Below are 17,052 nucleotides of genomic sequence, written 5' to 3'. Positions count from 1 at the left end.
GAGAAGTGATGGAAAGACGACAGCCAATTCCAGTAGAAGAGGCAGTAAAGAAAGTCCACCAATTTCAAAAACATGGACAAGTCGAATGGGTTCCTTTAAAGAACAGCCTTGGAAGATGGATTGCAGAGGATATTTTAGCAGACCATGATGTTCCTGCCTTTGATCGTTCTCCGTATGATGGTTTTGCACTTCGAGCAGAAGATACAAAGGAAGCATCGAGCGAGCATCCGATTGAATTTGAGGTCATTGATCATATAGGGGCAGGTATTGTTTCTGCAAAAACGATCGGTCCTTTTCAAGCGATTCGCATCATGACAGGAGCGAAGATTCCAAAAGGAGCAAATGTTGTGATCATGCTCGAATTGACGAAAACGTTTGAAAAAGACGGTAAATCAATGATGTCACTTAAAAGACCGCTGAAAAAGGGGGACAATATTTCTCGGCAAGGAGAAGAGACCCTCAAAGGGAACGTCATGATCAAAAAAGGCTCAAAAGTTACCCCAGGCGTGACGGCGATATTGGCAACGTTCGGGTATGCGGTTGTGCCAGTCGTCAAAAAACCGGTGATCGGTATCATCTCAACAGGTACCGAGCTCCTACAAGTAAGTGATGCCATGGTGGACGGTAAAATTAGAAATAGTAACCTAAGCATGGTATACGCTCAGGTTCTTGAAGCTGGAGGAGAACCGCTTGATTTAGGCGGTGTATCCGATGATTTTGATCAAAGCTATGAAGCCGTAAAATCAGCCTTAAGCAAAGTTGATATGCTCATCACAACAGGTGGTGTATCGGTAGGTGATTTTGACTTTTTACCTGCTATTTATGAAAAACTAGGTGCAGAGGTGTTGTTTAATAAAGTCGCCATGAGACCTGGAAGTGTGACGACCGTTGCTGCGTTGTCAAATGGTCAATTGCTTTATGGGCTGTCAGGAAATCCGGCTGCCTGTTTTGTTGGCTTTGAACTATTTGTCAAACCGATCATTTATAAATGGTGTTTGAAAGAAAATCCATTTCCCGTTTTTGCTGAGGCGAAGCTGACACATGATTTTCCAAAAGCCAATCCATTCACACGATTTGTTAGAGCATCACTTGATTTCGCTGGCAGCCAGCTGAGTGTGACGCCAACCGGTCTTGATAAATCTAGTGCGGTGACATCTATTGCTCATGCTGATTGTTTCATTGTTTTGCCTGGAGGAACAAGAGGGTTTAGTGCAGGTGACCAGGTCAGCGTTCTGCTATTTCACCACGAAGGCGGTGCTCCATGTTGGATGACAAATTAAACATTCTACAAGTCGTGGGCTATCAAAATAGTGGTAAAACGACGCTGATCGAAAAATTATGTCAGCTGGCGGATGAAGAAGAAATGCAGCTAGGCTGCTTCAAACATCACGGACATGGCGGAAAGCCAGACCGTCTGTTCAAACAAAAAGATACGGATCGATATGTTCAAGTGGGTGCATTTGCCGCAGGTGTGGAGGGAGAAGGTGAATGTCACTTTTTCATACGGCACATGACATTCACACAACTAATCAACATGTGTCAGCATCTTCCTTTAGATGCCGTCTTGATCGAAGGATACAAACAGGCGCCTTATCGCAAAATCCTGTGTGTCAAAGACGAACAGGAACTCATTGATCTTTCAACACTTTCTCATATACAAGCAGCCATTTATTTCAATAAAGAAATACAATTCACTGAGAAATACCCGTTTCCTGTGTTTTCAGCATTTGACAAGCGCGGGATCACATTTGCTTTTAATTTATTGAAGGGGGAAGCCTCGTATGAATGAACTTTTTAAGATCACAAAAGAGCCGATTGATGTGAATGAATTGATTCAGCATGTCACAAGACGCAAAGCGGGAGCCATTACGACATTCATAGGCACGGTAAGAGAATGGACAAATGGCAAAAAAACGTTGCGTTTAACATATGAAGCATACATACCAATGGCGGAAAATATGTTGAGTCAAATTGGACAAGAAATTAAAAAACGCTGGCCTGATACAGAAGCTGCCATTGTGCATCGTATTGGCACTCTTGAGATATGTGACATTGCAGTGGCAATAGCTGTTTCATCACCTCATCGGAAAGCTGCATACGAAGCCAATGAATATGCGATTGAACGAATAAAGGAAATAGTTCCTATATGGAAAAAGGAATACTGGGAAGATGGAGAGGCTTGGATAGGTGATCAGCTTGAAACCGTTTCATACCCGGAAGGAAAACCTAGTACTCTCCAACTTAACGAGAAAGAAGGGAAGCGGCATGATTAGCGTATTATTGTTCGCCGGCCTTGCTGAGAAGGCCGGTAAACAACAAATCATCATTCAAAAAGATCAAACAACGGTTGATGAGATTAAAATAGAATTACAGGAGGTATATGGTGTTGATACTGCACAAAACGTGATGGTTGCAGTCAACGAAATATATACGAGGGGAAATGCTGAAGTGCGTAGCGGGGACACTGTTGCACTCATTCCTCCTGTAAGTGGTGGATAATAGATATTAGAGGATTTGGTTATGGCCAGCGGCTGTAACCAATTTTTTTATGTGTGAAAAGTTTGGAGAGGTACTTGGGTATGATCTTCGTAAATAAAACATCCCCGACGTGCTTTAGAAATGTGAGGATCGAGCTGTTGAATGAGATCATACAATTCGCTGATTCGTCTCACATTGAAATCTGTTTGAGCTTGAAGCTGTTCTTTTAGTTCTTTTGTGCTCACGATGCTTCCCTTTTTTTCTTTAATAATATCTACACACCTTGCTGCGTAGTATATTTTGTCATTAGAAGGTCTGCTCTCTTTCATATCAAGTAATTTGAGCTCATGATAAATCAGTTCTCTTTCCTTTCTAAAGTATTGCCATGCTTCTTGTTCCTTTTCATAAAGTAAAATCAATTGCATTTTCAATTTTTCTCTTAACATTCACTTGACTCCATTTCCACTATCATTTAACCTACCTCTATTTTACATTATATGAAAAAATAACATTTGATCAAGTAAAATCCTTTTATTTTTATTTTTTTAATATGAAAGTATTGATACTAAAGGCTCATCTGTTCTATAAAAGGCGCTAAACATAGTCCTATAAAGCCGGGATTCATTGAAATTACTAGGAATATTTTAACAAAAAATTGTTGTGTCTAACTGAGACCATCTGAATCCAAAGGAAAAGGATATTTATTCCGAAAGACATGTTGTTTACTTCATAAACTGTTTTTCAGTCAGTAAAATCGTGATTTTTTCATATGAATATGGTCGGATCAAGGTATCATTTGAAGGATGTCGTTCATGAAAATAGAATAATAGATTCAATCCTATCACTATGAAAATAAGAAAATCAAATGATCTATCACTTATTGGCAATCTTTTGATAAAATAGAAACAACAAGAGTATGAAAAAACGTTTCGATACTTACAGCACATGGAGAGGATGACATTTGATGAAAGAAACAACGCCAAAACCCACAATGATTGGAGTAAGCACAAGACCATCAGAGCATTTAAAAAGAGTGTGGGAGCAGCCATTCGTTTGGTGGCCTTTATCATGTGTGCTTGTATTAACAGTTGTTGTCACTTATTTGTCTCAGCTAGTGAATGAAGGATTGTGGGCAGATTTAATTTTACCAATCCCTTTCGTTTATGTGATCACGCTTATTGGTCTGGTCATTGGGATTGTCATTAATACTGCCGTATACAAGTTCATCGTCTTTTTAGCAAAAGGTGATGCAACATTTCATCAGCTGTTTTCAGGTGTACTGTATATCACACCTATTACGATCATTGGTACGATTATTTCTCATTTGGCGATCATTTTTTTTCATGTGCCAAAAGATATCACGGTTACCTCATTAAACGCATTCATTCGAATGTCTGGTCCATGGCATGCCGTGTTAGCCAATATCGATCTTTTTGTGATCTGGAATCTTGTTTTAACAGGCTTTTTATTGATCAAAGTCGGCCGCATTTCGCCAAGAATATCTTGGATTATTGTGAGTGTCTTTTATGTATTATCTTTAATTTTTCAATATGTAGGAACCACAATCACCATCAACATGCAGTAAGCTGGGGGTAGAATGTTTTTATGAGAAAGAAAATCATTATCGGATCCATTATCATTATTGTGATTGGTCTATTCATTGGATTTAATATTGCAAAAAACCAATCAAAGCCTGCCTCTACGGCATCATTTAAAACAGTCCAACTTGCATCAAAAGAAATAACTTCTACGGTGATGACGCCTGGAACACTTTCATTCTCGGAGGAGCAATTCATTTATACAGAAGAAGAGAAGGGAAGCCTGAATCATATCGCTGTGAAAGAAGGAGAAAAGGTGAAAGTTGGAACACCGCTCCTTACATATGAAAATAAGGAACTGGAGCTTGAAGAACAGCAGCAAGCACTTGCGGCTGAATCAAGTAAACTAAAGCTTGAACAATTACAAAATAGACTCAATACATTAGATGAAAATCAGGGGAAAAAGGCGGGCTCTGATTCGAAAAACGAGCGAGATCAGCTTGAACTCGAACTCAAAGCCGCTGAATTAGAGCAAAAACAAGCGGAGCTTAACCAAGAAAAAGTAAAGGCACAAATAGAAGATTTAACGATACATAGCAAAATTGAAGGAACAGTCATCTCCATCGAGCAAGATGCTGGCGCAGGGAAGCTAGAAGAGAGGCAGCCGGTGATCCATATTGGCAATGAGAAAAAAATGATCGTACGAGGCTTAATCACTGAGTATGATGCTATGAAAGTCAAAAAGAAACAAAAAGTAAAGGTAACGTCTGATGTCATTCGCGGAAAGAGCTGGCAAGGAGTGGTGAAAAAAGTGGGCGCTGTGCCTGCCCAGTCAACAGCAGAAACAGCTGCTAGTGATCAAACCGTACAATATCCAGTCGAAATTGAAATGAAAGGGAAAAAGCCGGATGCAAAACCAGGCTTTAAAATGATCATGGAAATTGAAACGGACAAGCGTCAAGTGCTCACAATTCCTGAAACAGCCGTGAAAAAAGAGAAAGATGGTTCATACGTTTATGTTGTTGAAAAGAATGCACTGAAGAAAGTAAAAGTGACATTAGGTGAAACGTCAGGTCAAGATCTTGAAGTGACGAAAGGTTTAACAAAAGAAGATCAAATCATTGCAGAGCCATCAGATGATATGTATGACGGAATGGAAGTGAATGCTGAATGATTCAGCTTTCAAACGTGACAAAAAGCTACGAAGTTGCTGAGGAGACATTTGATGTATTAAGTGATGTGAACCTCGTCATTGGTAAAGGCGAGTATATGTCCATTATGGGCCCGTCCGGTTCTGGAAAATCAACGTTAATGAATATCATTGGCTGTTTGGACCACCCGACCTCCGGACAGTACCATTTTCAAGGTATGGAGCTGTCGGCAGCAAAGGATCAAGAACTCGCAGTGATTCGAAATCGATCCATTGGTTTTGTTTTTCAACAATTTTATTTACTGCCTAGATTAAATGCGAGGCGAAATGTTGAACTTCCGATGATTTACGCTGGTATCAGTCAAAAGGAAAGAAAAGAACGTGCGGAAATGGCACTTGAAAAGGTTGGTTTGGCAGATCGAATGAAGCATATGCCAAACGAGTTGTCAGGGGGTCAAAAGCAAAGAGTAGCCATCGCACGTGCGATTGTCAATGAGCCGAAGCTCATCTTGGCAGATGAACCAACAGGCGCTCTTGATTCAAAAACGAGCGGCTCGATTATGGAACAGTTTACAAAGCTCAATGAGGAAGGAACAACGGTTGTGCTCGTTACTCATGAAGAAGAAATAGCTGCGTATACAAACCGGATAGTCGTTGTAAGAGATGGACGCCTCGTTCAAGATAGATTGATACAAGGAGACGCAATGAATGAAACTCTTTGAAAATATCAAAATAGCGCTGAATTCTGTCCTAGCTCATAAATTGCGGTCTATTTTAACGATGCTTGGCATTATTATTGGGGTTGGATCGGTGATTGCAGTCGTTGCCATCGGTCAAGGCGGCGAGCAAATGCTGAAAGAATCAATTTCAGGACCAAACAATACCATTGATATGACCTATACACCCTCTGATGAGGAGTTAAATGCGAATCCGAATGCGTTATTTGAAGCCACATTTACAGAAGAAGACATTCAAAGTGTTCAAGCATTGAATGGGGTTAAACAGGTTGCCTCCTCCACGGCACAAGGCATGCAATTAAGATTCCAAGATACAACAATAGATGCAACGGTCAATGGGATTAATGAAGGGTACACGAATGTACATTCATTACATATAGCAGAAGGACAGGACTTACATGAAATCGATTTTAGGAGCGGAAGAAGGGCAGCTGTTATTTCAGAAGGGATACAAAAAGAATTGTTTAATGGAGAGAAGGCAGTAGGCGAGTTGATTTGGATGAATGGACAGCCGGTTGAGGTGATCGGAGTTTTAGCAAAACAGGAAGGTCTGTTTTCATTTGATATGAATGAAATATATGTCCCTTTTGCAATGCTGACAACTGCATTTGGTGTGAAAGAATATGATAAGTTGTCTATTCAAGTTGCACATGCTGATCAAATGAAAGAAGTGGGAAAGAGTGCGGCTGCACGCTTAAATGAAAATCACCATACAGAAGATGCTTACGAAATGATCAATCTGGAAGAGATTGCAGCAGGCATTGGTCAGATTACGTCTGTCATGACAACAATCATTGGCTCAATTGCTGGTATCTCATTACTTGTCGGCGGCATTGGTGTCATGAATATTATGCTCGTATCTGTCACAGAAAGAACAAGAGAAATTGGAATTCGAAAGGCACTTGGGGCAACTAGGGCTCAAATACTCGTTCAGTTTTTAATTGAGTCTGTCGTCCTTACACTGATCGGTGGGTTACTTGGAATCGCTCTTGGCTTAGGAGGTGCTTCACTTGTGTCACTGTTTGCAGGGTGGCCTTCTCTTGTATCGTGGCAAATCGTATGTGGAGGCGTCCTATTTAGTATGCTCATTGGTATTATTTTTGGACTGATTCCTGCCAATAAAGCAGCGAGGCTCGATCCGATTGAATCACTTAGATATGAATAATCCTAAAGTTAACGTACGAGGTGCTGACAAGAAGGTAGAACGAGATATATTGCCCGCTGCTCCGCACCTGAAGCTTTTATGCAAAACGCATAAAGGCTTTTTTTCGTTCAATTGAATGAAATGAAAAATGATAGAAATGCTAATATCATGACTTTCTTCTCAATGTCACATATTTTTCAGTTTACAAATGGTACATATAAAGGTAAGATGACCATTGTGAAAGATTTTGATAGTTATTGAATGTATTTGATTGTTTTGTATTGATAATGTTGAAAAAAGCGATTACAATAAAGGTGCGCGCAAAATGAATACGTTTTCAAAAGGGGGTGTTTTCAATGCTAACACCAGAAAGACATCAACTCATTATCGACTATTTAGAAGAAAACGATGTCATCAAAATACAGGACTTAACGATTATGACGGATGCGTCTGAATCTACAATTAGAAGAGATTTGTCAGCCCTCGAAGAAAAAGGCTTTCTTAAAAGAGTTCACGGAGGAGCAGCTAAAATATCTAGTATTCGTCTTGAACCAGATGTGTTTGAGAAATCTGCCAAAAACCTTCATGAAAAGTCATTGATTGCAGAGGCAGCTGCGTCACTTTTAAAACAAGGCGATTGTATTTACTTAGATGCTGGTACGACAACACAGCAAATGATTGACTTTATCGATCCAGATCAAGATATCGTGGTGGTGACAAATGGTGTCATGCACATTGAAGCACTCATGAGAAAAGGCATTTCTTTTTACCTGATAGGCGGATCAGTGAAACATCGAACAGGAGCCATGGTGGGAGCCGCAGCTTTGACAGCTATGGAAAATTACCGTTTTGACAAAAGCTTTGTTGGGACGAACGGCATTCATCCCGAGGCAGGATTTACAACACCTGATCCAGAAGAAGCGCTCATTAAAAAAAGAGCCATGAAGCAGGCGAAAAAAACCTACATCTTAACAGATGCCTCAAAGTTTGGCGAAATATCGTTTTCAACCTTTGCTAGTTTACAGGAAGCGACCATTATCACAAACGACGCAAAAGAGGATTCATTCGATAATTACCATGAAAAAACGGTTATAAAGGTAGTGAAAACATGATTTATACAGTTACTTTAAACCCATCAGTTGATTACATCGTACACGTGGAGGATTTTGCGGTCGGCGGTTTAAATCGTTCAACCTATGACAAAAAATATCCAGGTGGTAAAGGAATCAATGTCTCAAGGCTTTTAAAACGGCACGGTGTTGAATCAAAAGCACTTGGATTCATTGGCGGTTTTACAGGCAAATATATTCAAGACTTTTTACAAAACGAACAATTACAAACAGCCTTTCATGAGGTGTCAGAAGATACACGTATCAATGTGAAACTAAAAACAGGCGAAGAAACAGAAATCAACGGGCTCGGTCCAAGTATTACTGAAGCGCAGTTCGATTCGTTTTTATCCCAATTCACTTCATTAACAGAAGGCGATGTCGTTGTATTAGCAGGTAGCATTCCTTCTTCACTGCCTCATAACACATATGAGCGCATTGCTGAGGTATGTGCGAAGCAAGGGGTAAGAGTAGTACTTGATATTTCTGGAGAAGCCTTAAAAAAAGCAGCAGATCTGAAACCATTCTTAATGAAACCAAACCATCATGAGTTAGGTGAAATGTTTGAAACCAGTATTTCATCTGCAGAAGAAGCCATTCCTTATGGGAAAAAGCTGTTGGAACAAGGTGCTGAACATGTCATTGTATCTATGGCTGGAGACGGGGCTCTCTTATTCAGTAAGGAAGGGATCTTTCAATCTAATGTTCCAAAAGGCAAGCTGATCAACTCAGTTGGTGCAGGGGATTCAGTCGTTGCAGGATTCTTAGCTGGCGTTTCTAAAGGCCTTTCCATAGAAGAATCATTTAAGCTTGGCGTCACATCAGGAAGTGCTACAGCATTTTCTGAGGAACTTGGAACAAAAGAGCTTGTCGATACATTATTGCCACAAGTAAAAGTCACACGCATTTAAAGGAGGAGTCATCATGAAAATTACAGAACTACTCACGAAACATACGATTAAGCTTCAATTAGAAAGCCAGCAAAAAGAAGCCGTTATTGAAGAACTGGTCACTGTATTAGATACAGCTGGTAAATTAAATGATAAAGAAGGCTACAAAGCAGCTGTTGTTAATCGTGAAAAACAAAGCTCTACGGGAATCGGAGAAGGAATTGCGATTCCTCATGCGAAAACAGCAAGTGTGAAAGAACCTGCCATTGCATTTGGTCGTTCAACAGCTGGTGTAGATTATGAATCATTAGACGGACAGCCAAGTCATCTTGTCTTTATGATTGCAGCAACTGAAGGCGCAAACAACACGCATTTAGAAGCACTTTCTCGTTTATCCACACTTCTCATGCGTGAAGAGATCCGAAAGCAGCTTCTTGAAGCGGCTACTGAAGATGAAATCATTGAAATTATCAATACACATGATAAAGACGATGAAGAAGAAGAGGAAGTCAAAGAGGAACCGGCTGCACCGGGAAAACCTGCTAAAATTTTAGCGGTGACAGCTTGTCCAACAGGCATCGCGCATACATTTATGGCCGCAGATGCTTTGAAAGAAAAAGCAAAAGAAATGGGCGTTGACATTAAAGTTGAGACAAACGGCTCTAGTGGAATTAAACATGCCCTGACAGCAAAAGAAATTGAAGAAGCGCCAGCTATTATTGTGGCAGCTGATAAACAAGTTGAAATGGAACGCTTTAAAGGCAAACATGTCATTGAAGTACCTGTGACAGCTGGAATTCGCCGTCCGCAAGAATTGATCGAAAAAGCCATCAATCAAGATGCGCCGATTTATAAAGGTTCAGGCGGCAGTTCTTCAAAAGATGAAAATGAATCGTCAGGTAAGGGAAGAAGTGGATTCTATAAGCACTTAATGAGCGGTGTAAGCAACATGCTTCCGTTTGTTGTTGGGGGCGGTATCCTCGTTGCGATTTCATTCTTCTGGGGAATTAACTCAGCTGACCCTAAAGATCCTTCTTTCAATTCATTTGCAGCTGTATTAAAAGGGATTGGCGGAGATAATGCTCTTGCTTTAATCGTTGCTGTACTAGCTGGATTTATCGCAATGAGTATTGCAGACCGTCCAGGTTTCGCACCAGGTATGGTTGGCGGATTCATGGCCTCAGCAGCAGGAGCTGGATTCTTAGGCGGATTGATTGCTGGTTTCCTTGCTGGTTACATTGTGGTGCTGCTCAAAAAAGTATTCACCTTTGTACCACAGTCGCTCGATGGTATTAAACCAGTTCTGCTCTATCCATTGTTCGGTATTTTCTTTACAGGGATTATCATGCATTACATCGTCAACACGCCTGTTAAAATGGTGATGGACGGATTAACACACTGGCTTGAATCACTTGGTACTGGAAACCTTGTTTTAATGGGGATTATTTTAGCTGGTATGATGGCCATAGATATGGGTGGTCCGATTAACAAAGCGGCCTACACATTTGGTCTTGCGATGATTGCTGCTGGCAACTATGCACCGCATGCTGCGATTATGGCAGGTGGAATGGTGCCGCCGCTAGGAATTGCCCTAGCGACAACGATCTTTAGAAACAAATTCTCTAAACGTGACCGTGAAGCAGGTATTACATGTTACTTCATGGGAGCTGCGTTCATTACGGAAGGGGCGATCCCGTTTGCAGCGGCAGATCCTCTGCGCGTCATTCCTTCGGCTGTGATTGGTGCAGCAGTTGCAGGTGGATTAACAGAATTCTTTAGAGTGACGCTTCCTGCACCGCACGGCGGACTATTCGTTTTCTGGGTAACAAACCATCCAGTTCTTTACATCATCAGCATCTTAATCGGTGCCATTGTTACAGCGCTACTTCTCGGAATTCTAAAAAAACCAGTCCGACAAGAAGCTTAATTTGAAAAGAAGCATCGTGAAGAGCGGTGCTTCTTTTTGTTTAATCATCAGCAAATTAGGAAAAAATATCTAATTGAATGGTTGTCTTGTGAATTTTTAAATGACATGTGATAAAGTAAAGTTATTCAATTCGCGTTTCAAGTCTTTTAGCAGAAAGTCTTAGGAGGAAGCAGTATTTTGAACGAAGAAAACAAACAAAACGAAAATGACATTCAATCTGATGAGAAACAAGCCAAAAAAGAGAAGAAAAGTTCTCTGTTTGAATGGATCAAAGCTATTTTAATTGCACTTGCCCTCGTCCTCATCATCCGTACGTTTATTTTTGAGCCGTATGTGGTGGAAGGAGAGTCAATGGAACCAACCCTTCATGATGGAGAAAAGCTGTTTGTCAACAAAACCATCAACTATCTCGGTGGAGTCAAACGTGGTGACATCGTGATTATTAATGGAAAAGACGGTCAGAAAATACATTATGTCAAACGATTGATCGGCCTTCCAGGCGACACGATTGAAATGAAGGATGATACGCTTTACATTAATGGTAAAAAAGTAGATGAGCCTTATTTAAAAGAGAACAAGGCACATGCCAAAGAGTATGAGGTACATTTAACAGGAGATTTTGGTCCAGTGAAAGTACCGAAAAACGATTACTTTGTTATGGGTGACAACAGACTGAATTCTATGGACAGTCGAAATGGACTCGGACTCATTGAAAAGGATCGGATTGTCGGCACATCAGAATTTGTTTTCTTCCCATTTGGCGATATTCGACAAACACAATAAATACACCTTTCTCATTGCGTAAGAAAGGTGCTTGAATGGACGACCCTTCATGTAGGGTCGTTTTTAATTTGGTGTGAGCATCGTGACAATGATGACAATGGCCAAAACAGAAGCGAAAACGGACCCGGTAATCGCCAAAACAGAACGGAATAATCCAATTTTCACATTGTCTTTTCCGCGCTTTTGTAAAAAGCGTTTTGAAAAGATGTGGACCAGTGTGTAAATGAGGACAAGCCCAATATAAAGGCCAAAGTCTCTTGCATTAAAGCCTGTCGCCGATAAATAAATGCCCATAAAGAAAATCAATAAACAGTATTCCATGAGTGTGAGTAATCTCAAATCGCCCGAACTCCTTCAACAAAAACATTCCCACTTATTATACCATATTGGACAAAAAGCCTTTGTTCTTAGCGAGAGACGTTTCTATCAATCGTTATTCATGTTATACTTCATATTGATGAATGAGTGATGGAGGATTAATAAATGATTGCAGTGAATAATGTTAGTTTGCGATTTGCTGATCGTAAATTATTTGAAGAAGTAAATATTAAGTTCACTCCTGGCAACTGCTACGGACTAATTGGTGCCAATGGAGCTGGTAAATCAACGTTCTTAAAGATTCTTTCTGGAGAAATTGAAGCTCAAACGGGCGATGTTCATATGAGTCCTGGTGAACGTTTAGCGATTTTAAAACAGAACCACTTTGAATACGAAGAGTTTGAAGTGTTAAAAGTCGTCATCATGGGTCACAAACGTCTATATGATGTGATGCAGGAAAAAGATGCGATTTATATGAAACCTGATTTCTCAGATGAAGACGGGATTCGTGCAGCAGAGCTTGAAGGTGAGTTTGCTGAGTTAAACGGATGGGAAGCGGAAAGTGAAGCTGCGATCCTATTAAAAGGTCTTGGCATTCCAGAGAGCCTACAATCGAAGAAAATGTCTGAGCTTGGCGGATCTGAAAAGGTTAAAGTATTGTTAGCACAAGCTCTATTCGGTAAACCTGACGTTCTCCTTCTCGATGAGCCAACGAACCACTTGGACTTACAAGCCATTCAGTGGTTAGAAGAGTTCCTCATTAACTTTGAAAATACCGTCATCGTCGTATCGCATGATCGTCATTTCTTAAACAAAGTATGTACGCATATTGCAGACCTTGACTTTGGAAAAATTCAAGTGTATGTCGGAAACTATGATTTCTGGTATGAATCAAGCCAGCTGGCATTAAAACTCAGCCAGGATGCCAACAAGAAAAAAGAAGAACAAATTAAGCAGCTTCAAGAATTCGTTGCTCGGTTCAGTGCGAACGCATCTAAATCGAAGCAAGCGACATCAAGAAAGAAATTGCTTGATAAGATTTCGCTAGATGACATTAAACCATCTTCTCGTAAATATCCTTATGTTCATTTTGCGCCAGAGCGTGAAATCGGAAATGATGTCCTTCAAGTAGAAGGTCTATCAAAAACGATTGACGGTGTAAAAGTACTGGATAACGTCAGCTTTATTATGAATCGTGAGGATAAAATTGCGTTCTTAAGCCGTAATGAGCTTGCTGTCTCTACTTTATTTAAAATCCTTGCTGGTGAAATGGAGCCAGACAGCGGCACGTTTAAATGGGGCGTGACAACATCTCAAGCCTTTTTCCCTAAAGACAATAGCGAATACTTTGAAGGAAATGATGTCGATCTAGTGGATTGGCTTCGTCAATATTCTCCGAATGATCAAAGTGAAAGCTTCCTGCGTGGTTTCTTAGGCCGTATGCTTTTCTCTGGGGAAGAAGTGAAGAAAAAAGCAAGCGTCTTATCAGGTGGAGAAAAGGTTCGTTGTATGTTATCAAAAATGATGCTGTCTGGAGCGAATATTTTGCTGTTAGACGAGCCGACGAACCATTTAGACCTAGAGTCCATCACAGCGCTGAATAACGGTCTAATGAGCTTTAAAGGGGCTATGCTCTTCTCATCTCATGACCATCAGTTTGTTGAAACAGTTGCAAATCGGATTATCGAAGTGACGCCAAATGGCATCGTTGATAAACAAACAACTTATGATGAGTTCTTATCAGATCAAGAGATTCAAAAAAGACTACAAGAGCTGTATGCATAAACATAAAGAAAAGACATCCGCATGAGGATGTCTTTTTTCTTTAAAAAGCCCAATTTCCATTTCGGAAAATCGGTTCACGTTTACCATCTTTTGTGATCCCATCAATATTCATTTCCTTTGAACCAATCATGAAATCGACGTGTGTAATACTGCTGTTCACACCAGCTGCGTCTAGTTCCTCACGTTTCATCTCTTTACCGCCTTCGATATTAAATGCATAACCGCTGCCGATGGCAAGGTGATTGGATGCATTTTCATCGTAAAGTGTATTGTAATAGAGGATATTTGAGTTAGAAATTGGTGAATCATCTGGTACAAGGGCAACCTCACCTAGATAATGTGAGCCTTCATCTGTTTCAACGAGAGAGGTTAAAATGTCTTCGCCCTCTTTTGCTTTCACATCTACAATACGCCCATTTTCAAAGGTTAATGTAAATTCATCGATAATGTTTCCTGCATAACTAAGTGGCTTAGTGCTAGAGACAGTTCCGTTTACACCATCTTTTTTAGGTACGGTAAAGACCTCTTCTGTTGGCATATTGGCCATGAATGATACGCCGCGTTCACTCACGCTACCAGCACCTACCCAAATATGCTGTTCTGGAAGTTCAATCGTTAAATCTGTACCTGGTGCTTCATAGTGCAGCTTGTGGTAGTGACGTTCATTTAATACTTTTACTTTTTCATTTAGTGATTCATCATGCTTTTTCCACGCTTCAACAGGATCTGGCTGATCAGCGCGGGCGACTTTAAAGATTTGGTCCCATAATAATGCAACAGCTTCTTCATCTGCATGCTCAGGGAAAATCTTTTTCGCCCAATCTTTTGATGCAGCACCGACGACTGTCCATGCAACTTTGTCAGATTGAACGTATTGACGATATGTATGAAGTGCTGAACCTGCAGCTTTTTGCTGTGAAGCAATTTTTTTCGAGTCAATGCCACTTAGAAGATCAGGGCTTTCTGACAAGATCGTAATAAAAGCACCGCCACGTTTTGCGATGGTTTCCATCATCTGTGCTTCCCATTCTGGAAATTGCTCAAACACATCTTGTGGGGCATATTCATATTTTAAACGGGTCAGAACACCATCACTCCAGCGGATATGTACGTTTTTTGCTCCGCGCTCATATGCGTGTTTTGCCACAAGGCGGACAAGGTCTACAGATTCAGTGAACGCAGATACGACCACTTCTTGACCGCTTTGAACATTTACACCTACTTCAACGATGGTTTTTGCATATTGATCTAGTTGTTTTTCAAATGAACTCATAAAAAACCCTCCTTTAGTCATGTTCATCATATCAGATTTAAGACCGAAAAGGAAAATGGGGAGCCGTCCCGAAGCAAAATAAAAAAGCCGCTTTCGTGCGGCTTTTTTAGCGGTTCAGTTGTTTCACAGGCTGTGCATTAGAAGGGGGCATATGTGAAAACGACAGGCTCATTCCTCCTAAAATAATACCGGTTAAAATGACTGTGACAACGACCCGTTTACCTAAATCAAGCAACATGTTCTTCCTCCTTCACGTTTATCCATTCATCACGATATGATCGAAATGATGAAAAAAGAAGTAGAACATGAAGATTATTTTAATGTTTTTTGCAATTTGTCGATGACTTCTAATGAACGACCCGTTCCAATTGCGACAGATTCAAGAGGATTTGCTGCGATATGAACTGGGACGACAATTTCTTGAGAGAGCCATTCTTGAATGCCGTTTAATAGTGCACCACCGCCAGTTAGAATGACGCCACGATCTACGATATCACCACTCAGTTCTGGAGGGCTGTCTTCTAATGTAGCCCGAATCGCCTCTAAAATATGAAGAAGTGATTCTCGCATAGCACCTTGAATTTCTGTTGATTCAAGTGTAATTGTTTTTGGAAGACCTGTGACAAGGTCGCGTCCACGAACTTCTAATGACTCAGGTTCGTGTTCAATGAGTCCATAACCAATTTCCATTTTTACCTGCTCAGCTGTCCGTTCACCGATCAGTAAATTGTATTTCTTTCTCACAAAAGTAATGATATCTTCATCCAGTTGATCTCCGCCAATTCGGATCGAGTGGCAAGAGACAACTCCGCCAAATGAAATGATCGCTACCTCTGTCGTTCCTCCGCCAATATCTACAACGACGTTGGCAACAGGCTCGTCCACCGGGAGATCAGCACCGATTGCAGCTGCGACAGGTTCTTCAATTAAATGCACATGCTTTGCCCCGCAATTTTTGACAGCATCGCTGATTGCGCGGCGTTCGACAGCTGTTGAACCTGATGGTGTACAAACAACCACAGTCGGCTTTCTAAAGGTAAACCCAATATTTTTTCCTGCTTTTTTCATAATTTGTTTGAGTAAATCGGTTGTCATATCATAATCAGCGATGACACCATCTTTCATCGGACGGATCGCTACAATTTTTCCAGGTGTTTTCCCAATCATCTCTTTTGCTTCTGCCCCCACTGCAAGGACAGTTTTTGTTTCCGTATCTACTGCTACAACGGATGGTTCATTGAGAATAATTCCTTTATTTTTACTGTAAACCAATATGTTAGCTGTTCCTAAATCAATTCCAATTTCGGCATTTTGAAACATGTTTTCACCCAATCTCTATTTTTGCTGTTTTAAACAATTTTACATTTAAAAGTTCAGAGGGTTGAGGTCATTTGTGGGGGTTTGTGATCACCTTGAAATGAATCTGTAAAATTCAAGTCTCATTTTGACAATCACAATAAATTTTCCCTTTGGTTTTTCGATTTTGAAAAAAATTTTTATGCAGGAGAAACCTTTTAAGAATCTCTTACGTCTACGATATATCAATTGGTGAAAAACAGATTGATCTTGAGCTAATGAAAGAAAGAGGGAACGAAATTGAAATCTATCGGAGTTGTAAGAAAAGTAGATGAACTAGGGCGTATTGTGATGCCAATCGAATTGAGAAGAGCACTTGATATCGCTATTAAAGACAGTATGGAATTTTTTATAGATGGAGATAAAATCGTCTTGAAAAAATATCAGCCAGAGGGCGTCTGCCTGATGACTGGTGAGATTACTTCTGAGAACCACGAGTATGGAAATGGTCAAATTACATTAAGCGCTGAAGGCGCAGAACTACTGCTAAAAGAGCTTCAAGAAGCCCTTCAGCAGTAAATAAAAATAGCCTGTTCTCTCCCATTGTGCTGAGAGCAGGCTATT

Annotated in this window: 19 protein-coding genes; 14 read left to right on the top strand and 5 right to left on the bottom strand. The window is 40.5% G+C overall.

Annotation, left to right across the window (positions count from 1 at the left end):
• The first annotated feature begins 5 nt into the window (after positions 1–5).
• From ACSBQP_RS05860 to moaD, 4 genes are read left to right on the top strand one after another with little or no spacing between them, the layout of a single operon-like run.
• A complete protein-coding gene (locus ACSBQP_RS05860) occupies positions 6–1,280 on the top strand; it encodes a molybdopterin molybdotransferase MoeA (RefSeq protein WP_029575455.1) in 1,275 nt (424 codons plus the stop codon).
• Positions 1,262–1,789: a molybdopterin-guanine dinucleotide biosynthesis protein MobB gene (locus ACSBQP_RS05855; RefSeq protein WP_375830525.1), complete on the top strand. Its 528-nt coding sequence runs from the start codon at positions 1,262–1,264 to the stop codon at positions 1,787–1,789. Before ACSBQP_RS05860 ends, ACSBQP_RS05855 begins: the two co-directional genes overlap by 19 nt.
• Entirely contained in the window at positions 1,782–2,273 is a 492-nt protein-coding gene (locus tag ACSBQP_RS05850; RefSeq protein ID WP_008345161.1) for a molybdenum cofactor biosynthesis protein MoaE, read from the top strand. The genes ACSBQP_RS05855 and ACSBQP_RS05850 overlap by 8 nt, the downstream gene beginning before the upstream one ends.
• Positions 2,266–2,499: a molybdopterin converting factor subunit 1 gene (gene moaD, locus ACSBQP_RS05845; RefSeq protein WP_008345159.1), complete on the top strand. Its 234-nt coding sequence runs from the start codon at positions 2,266–2,268 to the stop codon at positions 2,497–2,499. Before ACSBQP_RS05850 ends, moaD begins: the two co-directional genes overlap by 8 nt.
• A gap of 47 nt (positions 2,500–2,546) precedes the next feature.
• On the opposite strand, the gene ACSBQP_RS05840 is transcribed toward moaD, so the two are convergent.
• Positions 2,547–2,924, bottom strand: coding sequence for a Rok-like winged helix domain-containing protein (locus ACSBQP_RS05840; protein ID WP_017359410.1), 378 nt, complete (start codon positions 2,922–2,924; stop codon positions 2,547–2,549).
• A gap of 518 nt (positions 2,925–3,442) precedes the next feature.
• On the opposite strand from ACSBQP_RS05840, the gene ACSBQP_RS05835 reads away from it, so the two are divergent.
• The 8 genes from ACSBQP_RS05835 to lepB all read left to right on the top strand — a co-directional run bounded on the left by ACSBQP_RS05835 (position 3,443) and on the right by lepB (position 11,756).
• Positions 3,443–4,063, top strand: a complete 621-nt coding sequence (locus ACSBQP_RS05835) for a YIP1 family protein (protein ID WP_008345152.1) — start codon at positions 3,443–3,445, stop codon at positions 4,061–4,063.
• Between the two features lie 20 nt (positions 4,064–4,083).
• Positions 4,084–5,190 (top strand): efflux RND transporter periplasmic adaptor subunit, encoded by a 1,107-nt coding sequence (locus ACSBQP_RS05830; protein ID WP_435028255.1) that lies wholly within the window; start codon positions 4,084–4,086, stop codon positions 5,188–5,190.
• On the top strand, positions 5,187–5,888 hold the full coding sequence (locus ACSBQP_RS05825) for an ABC transporter ATP-binding protein (protein WP_007498627.1): 702 nt from the start codon (positions 5,187–5,189) through the stop codon (positions 5,886–5,888). The genes ACSBQP_RS05830 and ACSBQP_RS05825 overlap by 4 nt, the downstream gene beginning before the upstream one ends.
• Entirely contained in the window at positions 5,875–7,068 is a 1,194-nt protein-coding gene (locus tag ACSBQP_RS05820; protein WP_435028254.1) for an ABC transporter permease, read from the top strand. Before ACSBQP_RS05825 ends, ACSBQP_RS05820 begins: the two co-directional genes overlap by 14 nt.
• Before the next feature lie 335 nt (positions 7,069–7,403).
• Positions 7,404–8,159, top strand: a complete 756-nt coding sequence (locus tag ACSBQP_RS05815) for a DeoR/GlpR family DNA-binding transcription regulator (protein WP_008345143.1) — start codon at positions 7,404–7,406, stop codon at positions 8,157–8,159.
• Positions 8,156–9,067, top strand: coding sequence for a 1-phosphofructokinase (gene pfkB / locus ACSBQP_RS05810; RefSeq protein ID WP_017359406.1), 912 nt, complete (start codon positions 8,156–8,158; stop codon positions 9,065–9,067). Before ACSBQP_RS05815 ends, pfkB begins: the two co-directional genes overlap by 4 nt.
• A 13-nt stretch (positions 9,068–9,080) precedes the next feature.
• Positions 9,081–10,973, top strand: a complete 1,893-nt coding sequence (locus ACSBQP_RS05805; protein WP_427214192.1) for a PTS fructose transporter subunit IIABC — start codon at positions 9,081–9,083, stop codon at positions 10,971–10,973.
• A gap of 210 nt (positions 10,974–11,183) precedes the next feature.
• Entirely contained in the window at positions 11,184–11,756 is a 573-nt protein-coding gene (gene lepB, locus ACSBQP_RS05800; RefSeq protein ID WP_035392647.1) for a signal peptidase I, read from the top strand.
• A 63-nt stretch (positions 11,757–11,819) separates the two neighbouring features.
• Here lepB and ACSBQP_RS05795 read toward each other — a convergent pair whose 3' ends face one another.
• The gene (locus tag ACSBQP_RS05795; protein ID WP_008345136.1) at positions 11,820–12,095 is read right to left on the bottom strand and encodes a hypothetical protein; all 276 of its coding nucleotides are present in this window, start codon (positions 12,093–12,095) and stop codon (positions 11,820–11,822) included.
• Positions 12,096–12,239: 144 nt separating this feature from the next.
• Here ACSBQP_RS05795 and ACSBQP_RS05790 point away from each other — a divergent pair, with 144 nt between their 5' ends.
• Positions 12,240–13,859, top strand: coding sequence for an ABC-F family ATP-binding cassette domain-containing protein (locus tag ACSBQP_RS05790; RefSeq protein ID WP_017359403.1), 1,620 nt, complete (start codon positions 12,240–12,242; stop codon positions 13,857–13,859).
• Between the two features lie 40 nt (positions 13,860–13,899).
• On the opposite strand, the gene ACSBQP_RS05785 is transcribed toward ACSBQP_RS05790, so the two are convergent.
• The 3 genes from ACSBQP_RS05785 to mreBH form a co-directional block, all read right to left on the bottom strand.
• Positions 13,900–15,132: an aminopeptidase gene (locus ACSBQP_RS05785; protein WP_435028253.1), complete on the bottom strand. Its 1,233-nt coding sequence runs from the start codon at positions 15,130–15,132 to the stop codon at positions 13,900–13,902.
• A gap of 106 nt (positions 15,133–15,238) precedes the next feature.
• Positions 15,239–15,370, bottom strand: a complete 132-nt coding sequence (locus ACSBQP_RS05780) for a protein YkpC (protein ID WP_003210922.1) — start codon at positions 15,368–15,370, stop codon at positions 15,239–15,241.
• 74 nt (positions 15,371–15,444) lie between these two features.
• A complete protein-coding gene (gene mreBH, locus ACSBQP_RS05775; protein ID WP_039168654.1) occupies positions 15,445–16,452 on the bottom strand; it encodes a rod-share determining protein MreBH in 1,008 nt (335 codons plus the stop codon).
• Between the two features lie 276 nt (positions 16,453–16,728).
• On the opposite strand from mreBH, the gene ACSBQP_RS05770 reads away from it, so the two are divergent.
• The gene (locus tag ACSBQP_RS05770) at positions 16,729–17,007 is read left to right on the top strand and encodes an AbrB/MazE/SpoVT family DNA-binding domain-containing protein (protein WP_017359400.1); all 279 of its coding nucleotides are present in this window, start codon (positions 16,729–16,731) and stop codon (positions 17,005–17,007) included.
• The last annotated feature ends 45 nt before the right edge of the window (positions 17,008–17,052 follow it).

It is taken from the genome of Bacillus sp. G402, from assembly GCF_051172515.1.
Classification (GTDB): Bacteria; Bacillota; Bacilli; order Bacillales; family Bacillaceae; genus Bacillus; species Bacillus altitudinis.
This window is presented reverse-complemented; position numbering and strand designations above follow the sequence as displayed.